This is a genomic window from Segatella maculosa OT 289 (assembly GCF_000243015.1).
Lineage (GTDB): Bacteria > Bacteroidota > Bacteroidia > Bacteroidales > Bacteroidaceae > Prevotella > Prevotella maculosa.
In genome coordinates, this window is record NZ_JH594502.1 from 134,819 (window position 1) to 155,909 (window position 21,091).

The 21,091-nt window shown below is 48.0% G+C and carries 15 protein-coding genes and 1 pseudogene; 11 read left to right on the plus strand and 5 right to left on the minus strand.

Features of this window, described 5'->3' with window-relative positions; translation table 11 throughout:
• The first annotated feature begins 4 nt into the window (after positions 1–4).
• The 6 genes from lepB to HMPREF9944_RS04725 all read left to right on the plus strand — a co-directional run bounded on the left by lepB (position 5) and on the right by HMPREF9944_RS04725 (position 7,058).
• A complete protein-coding gene (lepB, locus tag HMPREF9944_RS04695) occupies positions 5–1,450 on the plus strand; it encodes a signal peptidase I (protein WP_008564811.1) in 1,446 nt (481 codons plus the stop codon).
• Between the two features lie 70 nt (positions 1,451–1,520).
• Positions 1,521–1,919 carry a S26 family signal peptidase gene (locus HMPREF9944_RS04700; RefSeq protein WP_008564812.1) on the plus strand — a complete coding sequence of 133 codons (399 nt, stop codon included), beginning with the start codon at positions 1,521–1,523 and terminating at the stop codon, positions 1,917–1,919.
• Between the two features lie 38 nt (positions 1,920–1,957).
• A complete protein-coding gene (locus tag HMPREF9944_RS04705) occupies positions 1,958–2,605 on the plus strand; it encodes a WbqC family protein (RefSeq protein WP_008564813.1) in 648 nt (215 codons plus the stop codon).
• 414 nt (positions 2,606–3,019) lie between these two features.
• The gene (locus HMPREF9944_RS04715; protein WP_008564815.1) at positions 3,020–3,280 is read left to right on the plus strand and encodes a hypothetical protein; all 261 of its coding nucleotides are present in this window, start codon (positions 3,020–3,022) and stop codon (positions 3,278–3,280) included.
• 58 nt (positions 3,281–3,338) lie between these two features.
• Entirely contained in the window at positions 3,339–5,159 is a 1,821-nt protein-coding gene (locus tag HMPREF9944_RS04720; protein ID WP_052300150.1) for a hypothetical protein, read from the plus strand.
• Between the two features lie 27 nt (positions 5,160–5,186).
• Positions 5,187–7,058 (plus strand): hypothetical protein, encoded by a 1,872-nt coding sequence (locus HMPREF9944_RS04725; RefSeq protein ID WP_008564818.1) that lies wholly within the window; start codon positions 5,187–5,189, stop codon positions 7,056–7,058.
• Between the two features lie 248 nt (positions 7,059–7,306).
• On the opposite strand, the gene HMPREF9944_RS04730 is transcribed toward HMPREF9944_RS04725, so the two are convergent.
• Positions 7,307–7,837: an NUDIX hydrolase gene (locus HMPREF9944_RS04730; protein ID WP_008564819.1), complete on the minus strand. Its 531-nt coding sequence runs from the start codon at positions 7,835–7,837 to the stop codon at positions 7,307–7,309.
• Positions 7,838–7,939: 102 nt separating this feature from the next.
• On the opposite strand from HMPREF9944_RS04730, the gene HMPREF9944_RS04735 reads away from it, so the two are divergent.
• Together HMPREF9944_RS04735 and HMPREF9944_RS04740 are read left to right on the plus strand one after the other, a co-directional pair.
• Positions 7,940–8,761, plus strand: coding sequence for an alpha/beta hydrolase (locus tag HMPREF9944_RS04735; RefSeq protein ID WP_008564820.1), 822 nt, complete (start codon positions 7,940–7,942; stop codon positions 8,759–8,761).
• Positions 8,762–9,148: 387 nt separating this feature from the next.
• A pseudogene (locus HMPREF9944_RS04740) lies at positions 9,149–9,442 on the plus strand (YetF domain-containing protein); the annotation flags it as partial.
• Positions 9,443–9,499: 57 nt separating this feature from the next.
• On the opposite strand, the gene HMPREF9944_RS04745 reads toward HMPREF9944_RS04740, so the two are convergent.
• From HMPREF9944_RS04745 to HMPREF9944_RS04755, 3 genes are all read right to left on the minus strand, one after another.
• Complete coding sequence (locus HMPREF9944_RS04745) at positions 9,500–10,453, minus strand: glycosyltransferase family 2 protein (protein ID WP_008564822.1); 954 nt, start codon at positions 10,451–10,453, stop codon at positions 9,500–9,502.
• Between the two features lie 5 nt (positions 10,454–10,458).
• Positions 10,459–11,811, minus strand: a complete 1,353-nt coding sequence (locus tag HMPREF9944_RS04750) for a DUF6080 domain-containing protein (RefSeq protein WP_008564823.1) — start codon at positions 11,809–11,811, stop codon at positions 10,459–10,461.
• Positions 11,812–12,270: 459 nt separating this feature from the next.
• Positions 12,271–13,155 (minus strand): patatin-like phospholipase family protein, encoded by an 885-nt coding sequence (locus tag HMPREF9944_RS04755; protein WP_008564826.1) that lies wholly within the window; start codon positions 13,153–13,155, stop codon positions 12,271–12,273.
• A gap of 94 nt (positions 13,156–13,249) precedes the next feature.
• On the opposite strand from HMPREF9944_RS04755, the gene HMPREF9944_RS04760 reads away from it, so the two are divergent.
• Positions 13,250–14,401, plus strand: coding sequence for a hypothetical protein (locus HMPREF9944_RS04760; protein ID WP_008564827.1), 1,152 nt, complete (start codon positions 13,250–13,252; stop codon positions 14,399–14,401).
• Here the strand turns inward: HMPREF9944_RS04760 and HMPREF9944_RS04765 are convergent.
• Positions 14,398–16,071 carry a DUF6377 domain-containing protein gene (locus HMPREF9944_RS04765; RefSeq protein WP_052300151.1) on the minus strand — a complete coding sequence of 558 codons (1,674 nt, stop codon included), beginning with the start codon at positions 16,069–16,071 and terminating at the stop codon, positions 14,398–14,400. The genes HMPREF9944_RS04760 and HMPREF9944_RS04765 overlap by 4 nt on opposite strands.
• Before the next feature lie 250 nt (positions 16,072–16,321).
• Here HMPREF9944_RS04765 and HMPREF9944_RS04770 point away from each other — a divergent pair, with 250 nt between their 5' ends.
• Together HMPREF9944_RS04770 and HMPREF9944_RS04775 are read left to right on the plus strand one after the other, a co-directional pair.
• Complete coding sequence (locus HMPREF9944_RS04770; protein WP_008564832.1) at positions 16,322–19,306, plus strand: SusC/RagA family TonB-linked outer membrane protein; 2,985 nt, start codon at positions 16,322–16,324, stop codon at positions 19,304–19,306.
• A gap of 30 nt (positions 19,307–19,336) precedes the next feature.
• Positions 19,337–21,073, plus strand: a complete 1,737-nt coding sequence (locus tag HMPREF9944_RS04775; RefSeq protein WP_044113429.1) for a RagB/SusD family nutrient uptake outer membrane protein — start codon at positions 19,337–19,339, stop codon at positions 21,071–21,073.
• Positions 21,074–21,091: the final 18 nt, after the last annotated feature.

Genomic DNA, 21,091 nt, shown 5'->3' on the forward strand with positions numbered 1-21,091 from the left:
TACAATGATCGATAAAGAAAAAGCCAAGATAAACCCACGTGTTCAGTGGGCCAAGTTCGTTGCCGTCATCATCTGCTACCTGCTGTTTCTCTATTGGATAGGCAGTTGGTGGGGACTCATTGTGGTTCCATTTATTTATGATGTCTATATCACCAAGAAAATCAAATGGCAATGGTGGAGAGACGCCGAAGGCCCAACACGCTTCATCATGGGCTGGGTCGATGCCCTCATCTTTGCCTTGGTAGCCGTTTATTTCATCAATCTTTTCTTCTTCCAGAACTATGTTATTCCCTCGAGTTCACTTGAAAAGAGTCTCTTGACAGGCGATTATCTGGCCGTGAGCAAGGTGAGTTACGGACCCCGTATACCCGAAACACCGCTCTCGATGCCCCTCACGCAACACACACTTCCCGTCATCAACACCAAAAGCTACCTCGAATGGCCTCATTGGGACTATCGTCGTGTGAAGGGATTTGGGCATGTCAAGCTCAATGACATCGTGGTTTTCAACTATCCGTCGGGCGATACGCTCTGCTCGGCCGAGGCTTATCAGGGGCAAGACTTCTACGGATTGTGCAGCTATATTGGCAAAAGTCTGCTCGCACAGCAGGGTGTTCAGCCCGATTTGAAGGCCATGAACCCCGTTGAACAGCGTGATTACTTGGATCATGCGTTGGCCGTGGGACGCAAATTCATTGCAGGTAACCCTGCAGAATACGGCGAAATCATCACCCGACCCACCGACCGACGCGAGAATTATGTGAAGCGTTGCGTGGGACTTCCGGGGCAAACGCTGCAGATCAAGAACCGCATTGTCTATTTGGATGGCAAACCCAACAAAGAACCCGACAATGTTCAATACAGCTACTACGTGAAGTTGAAGACGCAGATGCCCCCGGAATTGATGGACGAATTGGGCATTTCAAACGAGGATATGGCCTCGCTCAATCAGTTCGGCTATCTGCCTTTGACGTACAAAGCAGCCAAGAAACTTGCTGCCCGCAGGGACATCGTGGCCTCTATTCGCCTGAACACCGACGCACAATCGGGCGATCTCTATCCCTTGAATGCCTATACGGGGTGGACACGCGACAACTACGGACCTATATGGATACCCAAAAAGGGAGCCACGGTGCACTTGGATATGAAGAATATTGCCCTTTATGAGCGTCCGATCCGAGCCTATGAGCACAATGATCTCGCCGTGAAAAACGGTCAAATCTATATCAATGGGCGACTCAGTCACAGCTATACTTTCAAGTTAGATTACTATTGGATGATGGGAGACAACAGGCATAACAGTGCCGATTCGCGCTATTGGGGATTCGTACCCGAGGACCATATTGTCGGGAAACCTATCTTTATATGGTGGAGTCACAACCCCGACCACCCCGGATTCAGCGGCATTCGCTGGAGCAGGTTGTTCAAACTTGTCGACAATATCAAGTAATATATAAATAAGGTGGGCCTTTTTCGTATTCCACCGACTGCGGTTGGTGGTTGCGAAAGGGTCTTTTCTGATGCAGCAACTGCGTGCTTGGCTTCTGACTTCGGGCGTTGCACTGTTGATCGTCGTTGCAGTTCGCGCCTTTGCTTTCACCGTTTACCGCGTTCCGGCAGCCTCCGTGCTGCGTCAGGGCGACCGTGTAGTGGTGAATAAGTTGTCACATCGCAACTTTCATCGGGGCGAACTCATTGTCTTTGGCAGCCGAACAACGACCTTGGGTCGCATCATGGCGTTGCCCGGAGATACCCTTACAGTGAGCCAGAAGCGCTTCGTTATTCCTATAGTTTGCTGTAAGAAATGCCATTGTAAACACTGTTTTGCCTACCTTGTCAGTACAGGAAGCGGTCAAATGCTCGTGCCTTACCACGACATTATCGGCCCTGCTTACCGCCTTTTTTATCTGCCTTTCTGACAGGAAGCAACGCTTTCAACGCCTAAATGCATTGCTTTATGAAAACAGCCCTGCTCTCTTCTGCCTATTTTGGCCCCGTTCAATGGTATCAAAAGTTGCATCGTTACGACCGATGCCTCATCGAACAACACGACAATTTCGTCAAACAGACCTATCGGAACCGTTGCATCATTCCCACGACCAATGGCATTCAAGCCCTCAGTATCCCTGTTTCATGCCCTCAAGGTAGCCGACTTTCAAAGACACCGATGCGCGATGTCCGCATCTCCGATCATGGAAATTGGCGACATATCCATTGGAATGCACTCTGTTCGGCCTATGGGGAGAGTCCGTTCTTCGACTACTATCAAGACGACTTGCGCCCATTTTTCGAGCGAAAATGGACGTTCCTCTTCGATTTCAATATGGAAATCACCATAAAAATGGTCGAACTGCTCGACATTCGGCCCAAAATTAACCTCACAACGGCATTCCTTTCCGATGCTTCGATGGCTGAAAATGCTACAGAAAACAGCCTCGTTGATGACTTCCGCGACGTCATTCGGCCCAAGCATCCCGGCCTTGATAGTGACTTTATGGCCCGTCCTTACTATCAAGTTTATCAGCAAAAGCATGGCTTTCAGTCCAACATGAGTATCCTCGATTTGCTCTTCAATGAGGGGAACGAGGCGATATTGTGGTTATAAAAGCCTCTTCTTGACCCTTGTGAGGGTTTTGAGGTGAATTCCAAAGACTTTCCGGTGAGTTTTTCCGGTGGTCCTTCCCACTAATGATATTTAAAAAACACGAAATTTTTAGAGTATTTTTTTGCGCCATTCAAAAATAATGTTTAATTTTGCCACCGGATTTTGATTTTTTAATAGGGAGTTTATACAAAGGTAAAATATGGAAATGAAAGAAAATCATATTGTTTCTGTAATATTTAACAGGAATTATTTGGTTATTCCAAATGATTTGTTACCTATCCCGTATCCTCTAAATACGCTTATACATATTATAAAACGTTTCCCCGCTGTGATTTGCGAGGGCCTTTCGGGTGTCTTGATATCAAGGCGCACCATGACGGTTTGTAACTTAATTATTAAATTCAAAATAAATCGATGAAAGAAATTCAAGAAGAAAAGCTTCTCGATGGGCGAAAGACATACATCAGCCCATTCATCACCGTGCACGAAGTGGACTATGGTCACGCATTACTTGAAGCATCGGTCGTGGGATTAGACAACCAACCGGGTGAAGCACAGAACTCCGGCGGTGCTGGAAGCCAGAACATTGGCTCTAGCAGTGCGGGTGAAGATGCGTTAGATGATGGAGAAATCAACAATGCAAAGTCGTGGGGTAGCATTTGGGAGGAAAATTAATTCTCGTGTTATTTCACAATTTTATCAATACAACAATCAAGAAATAGAATTGAAGACGATGAAAAAGCAATTATTGATGCAGTTGTTTGCTGTCGGCATATTGGCATTGAGCTTTGGGGCTTGTGCCAGTGAAGACAATGCCGGCAAGGATAATGGCAATGACAACAAGGAAATCAAGCCCGCTGAAGGCAAAGGTCTGCGGGGTTATATCGACTCCACGGCTTGGCGTGCATCTGCACCTACCCGTATGACGGGCTATTACATGACCGACCTCACCGGAGATGGCAGTGGCTTGAGTGGTATCCGGTTCTTTTGGGATACAGATGAAGATACGAATCCTTTTCTCTATGTGAACACAGGGACGGATGCTTCACCAAATTGGAATAGTTTCAATACGATGGATATCTTAAACAAAGACAGTAAAAATCGTATCACGGCAGCCACATGGCATGGAACGACGCTTAGCAAGGATAGTTATAAGGTGAGGTATGGAAATCATGCCAGCAGTAACTATACAGAAATAGAGGATGATCAGTATCAATATCAGCCCGGGCAAGCTTCACATCTTAGAGCCTTTGGTGACTATGCAACGGCTACAGCAGAGGACAATGGTATGTGGTATGACTTTGTATTGAAGCATCATTGTGCTTATGTCAATTTCATGCCCTATGCCGGAGCGGGCGACAGCCATGATGCCTTAACGAGTTGTAAACTTCTGCGTGTGATTATTTCATCGGATCAAACGATGAGTAATACGAGTTTCCCAGTCAATGATGATGGTTTTAACATCGTTACATGGCCGACTAGTGGTACTAAGCAAATTAGGTTGAATTGTGCGCAGCGTTTAGATTATCCAAACGCTGGGAGTCCAACGGCCCAATTCAATATTCCTGCAAGCAAAGCAGATGCCAAGGACAACGGGGCTATTATGGTGTTAGCACCGGGCACGTATACGAATGTGAAGATAAAATACCTTGTTTGGGACCCTGTTGTCAACAACTCACACACTTTTACCACAACCATAGCATCGCTTACATTGAACCCCGGAAAGAATAAACCAATTTATTCGGAGTTGAAGTGCAAGGATTACACCAGCGAGTTCTTTAATACTTATCACATGTGGGGTGCGAAAGCTGTTTATTGGAACACGGGCATAGGTGGACCTTACCACAACTGGAAGCCGGAAGGCAACAAGATGGATGACGGCACACCAAGTTATGTGCTCCCACAAACGGGGCAAACTCGCTATTATAGCGATGTCAACGGAAATGTTAAAGGACACGTTGATGCACCGGACGGATCGCTTGATGCAGATGCTCCAACGGCTAACTTGATGGAGGCCTATTGCCGTATGCCTCACTACTGGGACCCTGAACCTTTCACTTATGACGGACATCTCTTTTCGGGGCGTATGTGGTTCTTGAAGAAATCGTTCATTGCATCGTTGTATGGTATGTCTCCAGAGGATTTGTCTACCGTCCATGGGACAGGGAAACCGACCACTACCGACTATGTTACTTATGACGGCAACTATTCTATAAATGGTATTACCGCAGCACCTTGGTCAACATTACCGGCAGCCCAAAAAGCGAACTACTTTTTCGTACTTCCATTGGGCGGGTATAATCAGTCCGGTACATTAGTAGGTATGACGAGCAATCATTATAATGGTACCATTGCTGGTGGCTATTGGACAAGTACGGCGCGAGCAAACCGAACAGATTATAGTTGGGTGATGGTAATTAAGTTTACCTTCAACAATTACGAGATGGATGGTGGTACCGTATATATAGAAAATGCTAATGGCTTTGCAGGAGGATTATACGGTTACCGTCCCTATTTCGGTTACCCAAAGTGGCCGGGGGAGACGTTGCACTAATAAATTAATTAAAGAAAGGAAAAGAAGATGAAGAAATATATGATGGTAGCATGGGTGGTATGCGTCGCCTTAGCCTTCGGGCTGAGCGGCTGCACCGCTGATGACGTATCGGACGAGGGCCAAAAGGGCAATGGTAACGGTTCGGAAAATGCCGATAACTGCCTTAGCTTTGTCGTATCGGAGAAGGCTAATACGCGTATGGGCGGCGTGGAAGATGTCAATCGTATCAAGTTCGTATGGACGGAAAATGATTATAAGTATCTCTATTGTGATGTAGATCCACAAGGCTCTGCAGCCAACTGGCAGAAACCTTCCATGCAATATACGCTCAAGGCCGATGAACATCACCCGACATTACTGTCTTCGGTGTCATTTGTATTCCCACAATTACAACAGATCTCTCATAATTGGTCTTACTTTCAGCCTTCTCCGGGACAACAAAACTATTTTGAGCCTAGCTACCCAAGTAGTCCAACTATATATGCCTACTATAGATCTTGGTATCCCCTACTTTTTACAGCTGCATCTAATTCCACACGCGCCTATGTCAAGAACCGTCAGTTTCAGACAGGCAATGCAGGCTTTGCCGATAAGTTGGCAGAGAATGGTGCTTGCTTTGTAGGAATAGCTTATGCGGATTGCAATAACAGCAACAGTTATACAAGGGTAAACCCGTATGGCGGTAGTTATACAGACACTTATAAGCAATATACCCTTTATGTGGGGAATAATGTGCGTCCTTTTTATCTGCCAAATTCGAGTGGGAGAAGGACTATGGACGGAGGATCTACATGGTACTATGTTTCTGGAAGTCAACCTTCCGCCCATGGCAAAAACCTTGTAGCAGGCCACAAGACCAGTTATATTTCGTTCATGGTGTATAACCCGAAAGGTGCAATGGAGAATGTCTATGTGAAACAAGTTAAGATTACGACCGATCAGGCTATCAATGGCAACCTGCCTTTCAGTGTAGACGGTATAGATTTGACGCAGAGAGGCAATAGTGGGCTATTTAAGAGCACGCGTCTTGAAATCACCGACGGGCTTTCTATTGCAGGAAGCCGTGAAAAGGCTGTGGAAAAGGCTGCCGTGATGGTGGCCTTGCCCGGAGAATATACAGGAGTAAAGGTGGAAATCAAACTCGAAGACCCTACTTCGGGAGTGACGCTGGACATTGCAAGGAATTATCCTAAGATGAAGTTGGAAGAAGGAAAGAACCTACCACTTTACTTTAAGTTGGAATATCCTACTTTCACACCACAGTTTGAAACCTATCACATGTGGGGTGCACTCGATTGGTATTGGCCGTTGGGAGCAGCTCCGAGAAATTGGGTGATCAATAGCGGTGTCGGTTCGATAGCTGCACCGGCCGCTCCGAATGATACTTGGCCGAAAGCTGTCGGAGATACTCGGTGGTATGATGCGGATAATGTTGAAGTGCAGAGTGGAACGCTGGACTACACGGCCGGTGTGCCTACTCCTAACGATGTCTCTTACGTGCTTGATAAGTGCTATTGGGATAATACGACGACCTATGTTTATGATGGTCATTTCTTCAAAGGCCTTGTTTGGGTTCCTAACATTACGAAAGGCCACGCCAACGCCAAGGACGGTAGTGACTGGACAGGTGATGTCCCTGCAACAACATTGTCTTCGAAGAGTTATGTAGGAACAGGATCACATGACGTTGCAGGCTATTTCCCATTGCCGGCATTAGGTTATTGGGAGAATGGTGCATTGAAAAACGTAGGCAAGGAAGGTCGCTATTGGTTGTGGAATGTAGACCCTGAAAATACAACCGACAATGCTTATAGCGTTCAGTTCACGTCAAGTGGTATCAAGGTGGTACATGATTCGCCGAAGAAGCATGGTTATCTCTCTATGCCAGTGCATAAATAATTTGAAACTAATCCTTAATTCTTTAGATTATACGGCACGCAATCCTCCGCGATTGCGTGCTGTTTTTGTTTAATGATACTATGTGAAGAATAATCGAGCCATGTAATTTATCCTAAATTGGCCATTAGAAAAAGGTAGTAACACTACTCCTAATGAACAATTCAGATTTATCAGCAATAGAGAATCGGTGGGAGGTACCGGTAGCGGCTAATATTTATGCCCACCGCTACATCTCCGACGAGTCCTTGTCATGCTGTTGTTTCCTTTGTCTTCAGGTATTTTTCGATGCCCCGACGAATGGAAACGAGACCGAAATCGGCAGGAACGATGCGGTTTAACGGCAGCCAGAGGGCCTCGGCAGCATCGTCAGAAGCCTGCAAAACGGCTGTGTTGGCAACGTTACAAGCAAAGAATTGATCGAGCGTGGGCACGATGACGCCACTGAATGCATAGTGGTTGGCGAAGCTGAAAAGGTAGTGCACGGACGTAACCTCAAGGCCCGTCTCTTCTTTCACCTCGCGGATTACGCCCTCTTCGGCCGTCTCTTCCATGTCGGCAAAGCCTCCGGGAAGGTCGAGAGTGCCCCGTTCGGGCTCATTTTTCCGGCGAACCACGAGCAGTTCCTGACGTTCATTCAGTATTAAAGCCACATTTGCAGCGGCAGGATTCATAAAATATTCGAAGCCGCAAGCCGTGCATCGGCGACTCTTCGGGCTTGACATCGGGAAGCGAGATGAGCCGCAAATAGGGCAAAAGGCCATTTTCTCCAAGAGCATCATAGGTTTGTTTCAATCGTTGGTTTCATGTTGCAATATTACGATTTTTTGGTTATCTTTGCAAATGCGAAAGGAAAAAACAAGCCAAAACCAAAAGAACAAGATATGAGAATGAAACATTTGATGCTGGCTGCCTTGCTGTTTTCGGGTGTCGGAGTAGCGGCACAGCGGCCAATCGAACTGAACTTGTGGCAGGATAATGCCCCTAACAGCAACGGAAACGACCGCGATACGGCCAAAGTCTACGTCTATCTGCCGGCTCAGAAGACTGCAACCGGGCGCGCAATCGTCATCTGTCCGGGCGGAGCCTATACCATGTTGGCCATGAACCACGAGGGAAAAGACTGGGCAGGTTTCTTCAATAATCTTGGAATTGCGGCCATCGTACTGAAATATCGCATGCCCAATGGCAACCTCGAAGTGCCCATCAGCGATGCTGAAGCAGCTATGCGACTGGTCAAAGCCAATGCTTCAAGATGGCATATCGACCCGAATGACGTGGGCATTATGGGCTCTTCGGCGGGTGGACATCTGGCATCTACCATCGCAACCCACAGCAAGGGAGACGCCAAACCGGCCTTTCAAGTGCTCTTTTATCCTGTGATTACGATGGTTCCGGGCTATACTCATCAGCAAAGTCACGATAACTTTATGGGCAAAGATGCCCGAAAAAAGGACGAAAAAGACTTTAGTAACGACACTCAGGTGACCCGTTTCACACCCCCTGCTTGGATTGCTTTGAGCGACGATGACAGGGCTGTTATGCCGGCAAATGGCGTGAATTATTATCTCGAACTCTATCGGCACGATGTCCCGGCCTCGCTCCATGTCTATCCAAGCGGCGGACATGGGTGGGGCATCCGGCCCAATTTCAAACACCATGTCACGATGTTGCAGGACTTGAAAGACTGGCTTTTGCAGAAATAACGAACGATTTGGTAAGGGAAATCCCCCATGTTGCCTCGCCGTTCCGTTCGTTTTGTGCTCCTACATACATTCAATTGAAATTCAACAATTTACACCTTATGTTTCAATCTCAGTCATATTACCGTGCAATCTCACCCATATTGCGCGGTAATCTCAGCCATATTGTGCGGTGAAATGGCTGAGATTGGAACACCATAGTGGTGCGTTTATTTTTAAAGCGATGATATCAGGCGGCGGGGTGGGGCGTTATGTGCGTTGATGGGCATCATTTTGACGGCAATTTTCTGTCATTTCTCTTGCACATCTCGCGACAAGAGTCTATATTCGCAGCCGAATTCGGAACTTGCGGTGTGCAGGTCGGAGTATGGGGCGGGCCTCTTTCGGGGCGTATTGTTGGAAACCAACGGTGCCGTCACGGTGCTTTCGCCCGGCAAGTTAGCCGAATCTCATTTGTTGGTCAACAACGGTGCAATCGTTGAAAAGGGTCTTTTGCGTTGCAACAAGACGCGTTCTTGGGTGCTTCACAACATCAAGAACAACGGATTTGACGGGCCTCACGACCTGTTTTGCATGGAATGGACACCCCATCGTGGCTTTTATTTCGTCACCTATGACGGCGATGTGAAGCGCGGAAGGGAGGAAATCGCTGCCGAAAAGATTGAAAATGAGGTGCAGATGTAGGCATTCGGTGGCCATGCGGCAATGAGATGACGGCGCAACGGGGCCTGAGTGGCAACGCTACATGCCGAGACTTCTTGCTATCCGACGGTAAACAAGATACAAGACATTGCTGACTTGCAGCGGAATTCCGCTTTTCATCATTTTTAAAAACAGCCTGTTGACGAGTTTGCTTGGCCTGAACGGGCAATAAAGTTCAATCTCTTCGGGTTGCATTCCCTGCTTCATGGCCTCGCGATACATGTTGATCAATCCCATGTCCAAGGCCATTCTGTAAGTCTTTTTCCTATCATTTTGGCGGAAAAAGTCAGCCACAACGGCATTCGCTTTCAGCATGGAAACGAGGTTCTTACGGGAGATTTGATGCGTATAAGAGGCCACATTGTCCGTGCGATAGTAGTAAACCACTTGGTCGATATGGCCGTATTTGGCGTGCAGAAAGGCCCGCGTGACGACCGTATAGTCCTCGCAATAGTCGATTCCGGTAGCGAAACCGATATGCTGTTCCTGTAGGAATGCGCGGCGATAAAGGCGGGCCCAGAGGTGATGTTTCACTAAATTCTGACACAACATCAGCCGCAAATAACGCCGACGTGACAGTTTTGGCGGTGCCATAATGGCTCCGATTGTTCCGTTTTCATACGTGGCATAGGCTCCGGTTACAATGTCATAGGCTCCTTTTTGCATGGCTTTGACCAGCAATTCCACGGCATCTTTCGGAAGAACATCGTCGCTGTCGGCATGCATGACGGCCTCTCCTGTGGCATGAGCAAAGGCAGTTTGGCGGGCCGTTCCCACGCCTTTGTTGACCTCGTGCCGCAATATCCGAACTTGATTTTCTCTGTCGGGATAGGCTTTTAACACCGCTTTCAAGACAGAAATGCTGTCGTCGGGCGAACAATCGTCTACGAAAATGAACTCGATATCATGGTAGGTCTGTCCAAAAAGCGATGCGGCACACGCGCCGATATACTGCGCCACGCCATAAACGGGAACGAGAACGGACACTTTCATCAGTCTTATTCCAATATGAAATTTAGGAAAATGCGACCGTTGATAGCCAACATGAACACCGTGATGAGCACAGTCAGCAAGCGCAAAGCCTGTTTGATGCCCGGCTTTTGCAGGCGTTTAAGCAGGAAGCCGACGGCAATCGGCAGCACAAAAGTCCAGTGGGCGGCCATGATATAGACCTCGGACAGGGCAAAACCCAGGCCAAGATGCAACACCATGTCAAGGCTGAACCACGACAAGCAGAGCTGCATGAAGCGGTCGTGAAGCCCCGTTACGATGCCAAGCAGCAACAACAGCATCACTATGCCCGCGACAACGTAGCACATCTTGTTACGATAAGCCACGAAAACCGGCCGTCCTTTGTTGACATCCTGCAGCGCATGGTCTTCATGGAGCACCAAAGACTCGCCGAAAAGATTCTCTATGACCGAGCGAGGACGTGACAATGAGAGGTCGGTCCAGCGGAAACTTTCGCCGTTCATGATGGCGTTGGCGTTGCGTTTTGCCGTAGCTTGCATGAGCGTCGCCTGTTGTTTGCGAAACGCTTCGTCCTTTTTCAGTCGCTGATTCAGCGTGCGGTCGCGCCTTTCCTGCTCGGGTTTCTGAATGTATTCACTGATGATCAGATAGCTTCCGCCCAGCAACAGCAGTGGAAACACGATGGAAACGACGAACGATTTGGGTCGGAAGAACCGCCTGCCGCCTGCAAACCACCCTGCAAGTGCAACCTTCAGACCGTTGGTAGCGGTGACTCCGGTTGACAGGAACAGCAGAAGCGCCGTCTTCCATGCGGCTAATGGCTCTTTGAGACGAATGGCCCGGCCGGCCACATAGAGCGTCAATAGCAGACAAAAAAGCGAGAGTGCGAAGTGATCGGGGGCCACAACGGTAACCATAATGTGCCCGAATGCGAAGAAAAACACCGATAACAAGAAGCTATCCTTATGGCCGATGCCGATGATTTTGTGCAGAATTCGGAATAGAAAAAGGAAAGAATAGAGCGAAAGAACAATGAGAACGGCGGCCCAAATGAACACGGCACAGTTCATATCCGTCAGCATCATGAGCCATTGGTTGAGCTGGTTCAGCGGGTAAATGAGCACAGCCAGCAGCGGATGACGGGCCAAACTGTAGAGCGAACGCCACTCGGAAAGAATAACATACGTGAAAGGATCGAAGCCTGAAAGAGTGAAATCGCCGAAGAAGAGCGAGTAGTAACCGAGGTGTCCGCAACGGGTGAACGCCTCGAAATGCTTTGAAACGGCAAGTGCGTTCAAGGCTGTCAGATAGATAAATATGGCCAAAGCGGGCCATCTTTCGCCCTTTCGGATGGCGAAAATGCTGAATGGGTTTCTCATTGTCATCGGTTTTTCTACTTACAAAAGTACATATTATTTTTCAATTTGTCAAGTGTTTTACCTATCTTTGGGTAGTTTCAGGGGGACAAAAAGCGTGGGTGGTTTTCCACGGCAATCATACCGCAAAACAATCTCAGCCATATTGCACGGCAAAATGGCTGAGATTGCCGCGTAAAATAGCTGAGATTGCACGGTAAAATGGCTGGAATTAAAATGCAATGGGAACAAGGTGGGAATGTAGAGACGCACGGTTCGTGCGTCCGCTCAAGTGAATTGCAAGCATATAGCACGTGGTTATTGGGGCGGACGCACGAGCCATGTGTTCCTACAACAGCCGGAACAATTAACTTGTCCACCCGTTTACGCGTCAACGGTCAACTTATACGCCCGCCTATCTTGCTGACATTGCCTGCAAACTTGGGTTCCCCCTCTCTTGTGAAACGTTAGGGTGGTGTCCATTTATCCTTCGACAAACGCTGTTATCCGCGCCAGATTTGCCTCGCACTGCCGCCTTCCAATCTCGTAAATACGGTGCATTTCTTGCGGATCGTGCGAGGTGTGGCTGATGGAAAGCGGCGTTTCGGGCGCAAGAACGAGCGTGTCGCCCGATTGTTCCTGCGCTTCGACGTAGCGAAGTTGCGCATTGTACATCACATGGCGACGGGCCAAAGCGGCTATCATCTTGGGGTAACGGCGCAGACCGAGGCGCATCAGGGGCATGAAAGGTGTGGGACGCTTCACGTAGTTGCGTGGTTGTGTCAAGACAACCAAGTTGCGTTTGTAGCCTTGATGCCTGAAAAAGCGCAGCGGAATGGAGTCGGCCACGCCGCCGTCGAGCAGTTTTCGGCCCTCGATTTCGACCACTCTCGACACCAAGGGCATGGAGGCCGAGGCGCGAACCCACTCGCAGAGGCTGTCGAAAGACATCGCTTCGTCGGCCATGCGATAGACGGGGAGACCCGTTTCCACGTCGGTGCACACCATCCAAAAGTCGGTTGGGCAGGCTTTGAAGGCTTCGAAGTCGAACGGGTCGAGCTCTTTTGGCAACCGATGATAGGCGAATTCGGCTCCGAAAAGGTCGCCCGTGATGAGCCATGAACGCAGACTGCAATAGCGCCAATTGCCAGAATAGCGTTGATTATAACGCAAAGCACGTCCCGGTTGACGGCTTGGATAGTTGCAACCAAAGGCAGCTCCGGCCGAAACGCCTATCATTCCGTCGAAGAAGATGTTGTTTTCGGTGAGCACATCTACGATGCCCATCGTGTAAAGACCACGCAAGGCACCGCCTTCGAGCACGAGTCCGGTCTTCGTTTCTCGGTCATTCTTTTTGGTTGTTTCCATGCATTGATTTTGAAAGATTGGTATTTTATCTTTGCAAAGATAAGGAATTATTGAGAAATAATTGGTAATTTTGCACCGTAAAACATGTGAAACAATGTGTGCACAAATTGAGATAAAGACAGTAGAGCATAGGAGTGATTTGAAGAAATTCATTGATTTCTACTACGAACTGTACCGTGATTGCGCGTATGCCGTTCCTTTTTTGTTCGGCGACGAGATGAAAACACTACGCAGCGACCGCAACCCTTCGTTCGAATGTTGCGAGGCCCGCTATTTCATGGCGTTCAAATCGGGGCGCATGGTGGGGCGCATTGCCGCCATCATCAACCATCGTGCCAACGAAAAATGGGGCTGTAAGGAAGTGCGTTTCAACTGGTTTGACTTCGTAGATGACCCGGAAGTGTCGACAGCCTTGCTTGATGCGGCTGAGAAATGGGGCCGCGAAAGGGGCATGAACGAGATTGCTGGGCCGCTCGGATTTACCGATATGGATCGCGAGGGCATGCTCATTGAGGGCTTCGACCGCCTTTCTACGATGTATACCAACTACAACTATCCCTATTATCGACAGCATATTGAACGGCTGGAAGGCTTCGCAAAGGACAATGATTATTTGGAATACCGTATCAAAATTCCTGAAGTGGCACCGCCGAAGTTTGAGAAATTGAGCCGAATGATAGAGACGCGGTATAATCTTCATGTGCATAAATTCACGTCGGACGAGCTACTCAACAAAGGAATGGGGCGTAGGTTGTTTGAGATTGTCAATGCCACTTATAAAGACCTTTACGGCTATTCCGAACTATCCGACCGACAGATAGATGGCTTGGTGAACGATTATATCCGTAAAGCCGACCTTAATCTCGTCACAGCTGTGGTCGATGGGAATTGCAATAACGAGATGATTGGCTTCGGAATCACGTTCCCTTCGTTCTCTCGAGCATTGCAGAAGACGCGCGACGGCCGCCTTTTTCCGATGGGGTGGTGGCCATTGTTGCGTGTCTTGAAATGGCATAAGACTGACACGGTCGACCTGCTTCTCATCGGAATATTGCCCGAATACCGTAAGAAAGGAGCCAATGCGCTTATCTTTAACGACCTCATTGACCGTTCCCACCAATATGGTTTCAAGTGGGCGGAAGCCATGCCGCAGATGGAAACCAATACGGCTGTGCAGAGCGAATGGCAGTATTTCGAGTCGGAACAGCACAGAAGGCATCGGTGTTACAGGAAGAAGATGGGTTAGTTCGGTCTTTCTCCACCAATTACCGTGCATAACTTCACGACTTCAGCCTCAAATGTATCCTTGTTCTTGGCTTTTGACTTGATGACCGAGCGGTAATTATAAATCGTTTGTGGCGAGTAAAAGAGCAGATTTGCAATCTCTGAGCTTTCGTTTACGCCCAAACGGACGAGTGCCATGATGCGTTGTTCGGTCGTTAAAGCATGAGATTTGAGTTGCATGATTTGGTATTCAGGCTGCAAAAGTGCGTTAAGTTCCTGCGGGAAACCGGGGTAAAGGTCGAGAAAAGCACGGTCGAATCGAGAGAGAAATGTGGTTGCATCCTCTTCAGAAAGGCGTTCCGAAGAGAGTTGGGTGAGCAGTTCTTGCGCCTGATTGGCCTTGATTTTGCGTTTTACGAGGGTCTGTTGCTTCTTCAATCTGTTGATATATCGCGAGCAAAGATCGATATAAAGGCGTACGAGTCCTTCGCGTTTCTTGTTGGTTTCTAATAGTTTTTCGTTCAAATCGTGCAGCTGTTCGTTGAGCATACTCTGTCTTTCGTTCATCTCAGAAAGTCGGTTGTTCGATGTTTGTAGCTTCTTTCGGCTCTGTGTCAGACGGCTGTTCTGTTTGAAGATGAAGCCCACGGCGGCGATAAGGAACACGGCCAAGAGAGAAATCGCAATGAGCGTGTTGTGCAAAACCGTGTTGCGCTCGCCCAATTGTTGCTGATAGCTTTCAACGATGACGGGCAGACGGTCGGAGATTTCAATGATACGAAGGCGGTTATTGTAGAACTTTGCATTCTCAAGAGAGATGCTGATGTAGCGTTGGGCATCGACAATGTCGAGGTTGTCGTGGCCATGTTCCAGCGTGTACATGGCCAGATTCTGCAACGCCATGTTCTCCATTGTGAGGCTTCGCGCGTCACTGATGCAGGCCATGACAAGGTAACGCTCGTATAAATCCATGTCTGCTGGGGCGGAATATGTGCAAGCTAAGGCAAAACAAGCCATGGCACGCATGCGTGAATTCTCTGGAGTTGTGGCGATAGCTTTCAGATAATGCCGGCGTGCCCCAACCTGATCGTTGAGGATATAGCCGTAGTATTCACCCTGATAATACTCATAATCGCGGTCGTTCCGGTCGAGATAGGGCATGGCAAGGCGTAGGTTCTCGCGTGCTTTTTCGCGGTATCGCGGTGCATAAATAGCATCGTTACAGAAGTCACTCCAATAGGAATAGATGCGGAAATGGGTCAGATAGTAGTTGAACCGTTGCCTTTTGCTGAAACGGGTTATGTCGAGTGTGCTGATTGTTTGCAGTGCTTCGCTGTACAATCCGCCGATGGCCAACAATTCGGATTTGCGTATCGTGTTGTCGGCATAGTAGGTTTCATTGCGGTGTCGGGCGAGATTGAGCCCCTTTTCTACGTAGGTCATGGCCGAATCAAATTGGAATACGTGGTAAGCTTGATAGAGTTGGTCGCAGAACTGTAGCTTTTTCTCCATATTTGTTTCGCGGTTCATCCTCACTTTAATGATATTAATCTCGCGCATTTTGGCCTCGGTTTGAAGCGACTGCAATCGGAGTATACTGTCCAAACGGTCTGTTAAACGGTTGTTTCCGCCCGCTTTTGAAGGTGGAACTCCAAATAGGAGGAATGTAACGATAATGATTGTCTTATACATTATATATGTAGTTGATTGCGAAGGCCATGCACCTTTTCTTATAATCTCCATACAAAGATAAAGAAATCACATGTGTTTTATATTCCTACTTGCTATTATTTAATATTATTTATAATAACATGAATAACAGTATGTTATGTGTATTGAGAGTTTATGAAAATCTACTTAAGCTCTACTTTTCTGTATATCGATGAGATATTTTCCTTATCTTTGCGACAAAGAAATCTATCATAAACCTAAATTTAAGATTATGCTGAATCTCAACAATCGATTAACAAGCAGGCTACTTGTTTTTCTTTTTGTGATGTACATGCCCGTTATTGGCTTTGCACAAAACGCTTTTACCGTGGAAGGTCTCGTTAAAGACGCCAATGGTGAACCTATTATCGGTGCCAGCATTGTTGAAAACGGAACGCAAAACGGTACAGTTTCCGACATTGAAGGTGCTTTCAAACTCAATGTAAAGAATGGAAATGCAGTGTTGCGGATATCCTATATCGGATTTCAAACACAGACAATTGCATTGAAAGGAAAGAACAAATTCAACGTAATATTGGTTGATGACGCTGCCAATCTCGGTGAGGTTGTCGTGATTGGTTACGGCACAATGGACAAAAAGGAACTTACTTCTGCGGTCTCACATGTGTCATCCAAGGACTTCACACGGGTGGCAAGTGTCGACCCTTCCATGATGATTCAGGGCAAGGTTCCAGGCGTATCGATTACCAATACAGGTGCCGGTGACCCCAATAATGAGGCAAGTATTCAGGTACGTGGAGTCTCTTCGCGTGATGCGGGCCTTGGTCCTTTGATTGTAATCGACGGTATTCCGGGTGGCAATCTCACTAATCTTAACCCCAATGATATCGAAAGTTTCGACATATTAAAGGACGGTGCGGCCAGCGCAATCTATGGAACACGCGGCTCAAATGGCGTGATTCTCGTGACAACCAAGAAAGGATTGCGTGACGGAAACCTGCATACTACCTATACTGGTAACGTGTCGTTAGATGTCATTAAGCATGAACTTGATATGTTGGATGCCGATGAATATCGGGCCAACCGCATTGCTTCAGGCATGGGATATGACCTTGGGGGCTCTACCGATTGGCTGAAAGAAGTGAGTCGGGTGGGCGTGCGTACACAGCAAACCCTGACATTAAGCGGTGGCAATGCACGCTCGAATTACCGCGCATCTGTCGACTATCGCAATGCAAAAGGCGTAGACAAGTATTCCGGCCGTGAGGAATATGGTGCCCGTTTCTCCATCAATCATACCACAAAGGGAGGACTTTTCACTTTCATTGCCAACGTAGCTCCGCGTGTAGCTTACCGAAAAGTGGCTACTTGGGACGTGTTCCGCAATGCCATAGAGGCCAATCCTACGACCCCAATCATGGACCCTCGAAACCCTGCTTTATATTATAATTTCAAGGGACAGTCGGCAGCTTACAACCCATTAGAGGTGGAAAAGCTCGAAAAGAACACTGGAACAACCAAGTTAATTGATTGGGATGGCACTGTGAAACTCAATCTCTTCCCCCTCCTTCTGAATGATCCCGGAAAGCAAATGCTGGCGACTCAGCTCACTTTTGCCGACCATCAATACGACAATTACGACCATTGGTTTCGCCCATCTACCAGCACTCAGGCCATCAATAACGGCCGAACGGGCGAGGCAAAACAGAAATACTCCAAATCTTCATTGCACAGTTTAGAATGGATAACGAACTACAGTAACTCCTTCGGCGACCATAACATCAAGGCCATGGTGGGCTATTCCTACCAATATAATAAGTATTCCGGCATGGAAGAGCAAAACAAAGACTTCCCGAACGATGCGCTCGAAGACAATAACATGGGTTCCGGTACCTACGCAAAAGACGAAGGTGAGGTCGGAATGAGCTCGTATATGAACGATAATAAGCTGATTGCTTTCTTCGGACGCCTTAGCTATGACTGGAAAGGACGCTACATGTTGACGGCCTCATTGCGCCATGAAGGCTCCTCAAAGTTCGGTGCTAACCACAAATGGGGCAACTTCCCGGCTGTCTCGGTGGGCTGGCGTATCTCGGATGAGCCCTTTATGAAGGAGACAAAAAGCTGGCTGACAGACCTCAAACTGCGTGCCGACTACGGCGTAACCGGCAACCAAAACTTCGATAGTTATAAGTCATTGAACACTATGTCGGGTTTCGGTTACTACGTATATAATGGAAAATACTATCAAGTTTGGGGCCCCGGGAAGAATGTCAACCCCAATCTTCGCTGGGAAAAAGGCAAGAACTGGAACATTGGTTTAGACTGGGCATTGCTCAACGGCCACCTTTATGGTTCGTTCAACTACTACAACCGTCGTCAACAAGACCTCTTGGGAAACTACAAAGTGTCCATTCCTCCCTATCTGTTTGACGAGACTTATGTCAATGTAGGAACGATGCGCAATAGCGGTTTTGAGTTTGATGTGACATGGAATGCCGTGAAAACCAAGACATTCAGTTACACATTAAATATCATCGGAGCCACGATGAGCAACAAATTCGTGGACTTCAGCAACAGCGAATTCGTAGGACGGGACTACTACGACGTTGTAAGTCCGGAGGATCCTTACCCATTTCACACCCTACAACGTATCGAAAAGGGACGTCGCATCGGTAATTTTTACATGTTGAAGTATGCCGGTGTAGACCCTCAAGGCCGCTGGATTGTCTACGATAAAGACGGTGATAAGGTGCTTGCCGACAATGCAACCGACGAAGACCGCCAGTATGTTGGCAACGGATTGCCACAGTTTACGGGCTCAATGACCCATACTTTCCATTACAAGAACATCGATCTTTCGCTGTTCTTCCAAACGGCTTTGGGCTTCGATATCTTCAATATCCACGACTTCTACTATGGAACAAAGAACTTCCAAGGCAACGTTATGGACAAAGCCTACAGCAAAAACAAACTCATTTCACAGAACCCTATAGTCTGTGATTACTTTCTTGAGCCGGGTGACTACCTGAAATTGTCTTCCGTCAACCTTGGTTATACACTCAATGTAAACAAGAAATACGTCGATGCCATACGTATTTATACAACGGCAAGCAATCTTTTTACCATCACGAAGTTCTCAGGTGTAGACCCTTCTACCTATCAGTTGAACGGCTTAAACCCCGGTGCAACGAACTCACGCACCTATTATCCGTCAACCCGTCAGTTCATGTTGGGTATGCAAATCGACTTCTAATCAATGATGAACCTTTTATATTATCACAATATGAAAAAGACTTTCAACTACATAGCAAGTGCATTGATCGTGGCAACAAGCCTCGTCGGCTGCACCAATCTGGACGAAACACTCTACGATCAGGTTGCCTCACAGAACTATTATAACACAAAGAGCGATGTCATTCGGGCCGTTTTGCGTCCTTTCGAGCATGGTTATTGGAGCGTACAAAGCCGACAAGTGCTCAATGAAGAGACTGCCGACCAGCTCATAACGCCTACACGCGAGGACTGGTGGGACGATGGTGGACGCTGGGCACGGTTGCATCGGCATCAGTGGTTGACTACGAATGGCGAGGCACAAAGCGAATATAACGGTTGTTTTCAAGGCATCATGCAGGCCAATCTCGTGATTGAAGATCTGCAAAACCGGTCTGCTTCGCGGTTCGGTTTCACTGATACCGAGTTCAATAACCTCAAGGCGCAGAACCGTGTTTTGCGTGCTTGGTTCTACATTCGCCTGTTGGATGCGTTCAGAAACGTGCCGCTTGCCGTCAGTTATTACGACACCGAGAAGAACTCCAAAGGCCAAGTTGAGCCGCGAAAGATTTATGATTTCATTGAAAGCGAGCTGAAAGCGGTTATCCCGGAGCTTACCAAAAAGACCTCGAATGGCGGAAACCAGAACATTCAAGGGCAGTGGACGCAGGCCGGAGCAGCCGCCCTTCTCGTCAGACTCTACCTGAATGCCAAGGTATATATCGGCGAAGCGCACTACAACGACTGCGAAAGAGTAGCGCAGGATATCCTCGATGGTAAGTATGGTTCATACAGTTTGGCCGACCGTTGGGACGCAGCTTTCGACTGGAACAACGAAACTTGCGACGAAGTTATCTTCGCTTTTCCAGGTTCGGCAGGCTATTCTCACTGGCATTATACGGGAGATATGTATTGGTGGTCGGTGCCTTCACGCGCCAAGGACTGGCTGAAAGACACCAAAAACAAGCAGGGTGACCACAACATTAAGTACTCCGCTTCGCCGAGTTATAACCCAAAAGGCGAGCGATATGACTTCGAATTGGGCATGCCTATCGCCCGTTTTAAAGACTATCCTTCTGATGTTCGCCTAAAGAAATACAAGAACTTGGGCAACAACAAGCGTGAAGGTCTCTTCATATATGGAAAGATTTCATATACTGATGAGAACGGAAATCCCCAGTATCTCAAGGACCATAACGGCAAATATACCCTCGATTTGCGTGACGCTGTGGGCCGTTTCGGGGCCACAGATGGCGACAAATGGCTTGCAAGTGCAGACAGTAAGCTCGAGAACGGAGACGATAATTCGGGGTGGATGTTCGTGAAATACCCCCTTTATTCAGATGACGAAACAGGGCAACTCGAGGCAGATTACTGTGAAATTCGGCTGCCCGAGGTTATCTACAGCCTTGCCGAATGCAAGTTGCGCAAGGGAGATACCGCTGCAGCGGCCAAGCTTCTGAACAGCGTCCGCAAGCGCAATTACCCGTCGTCCGATTGGTCTTCAGCTCTCTATCAGCCCGAAGGAACGGCCCAACTCAACATGAAAGAGTTGCTGAACGAGTGGGGGCGCGAGTTCTTTGCTGAAGGTCGCCGCCGAATAGACCTCATTCGGTTCGACAAGTTCCTGAGTGCATGGTGGGACAAACCTGCCGATGCTGACAACCATACGCTTATCTTCCCGTTCCATCGCGACATTATCGGTGCCGCCCACGGGGCCTTGAAGCAGAACCCTGGCTATCACGATTGATAATCCGGTCCGGCCAGC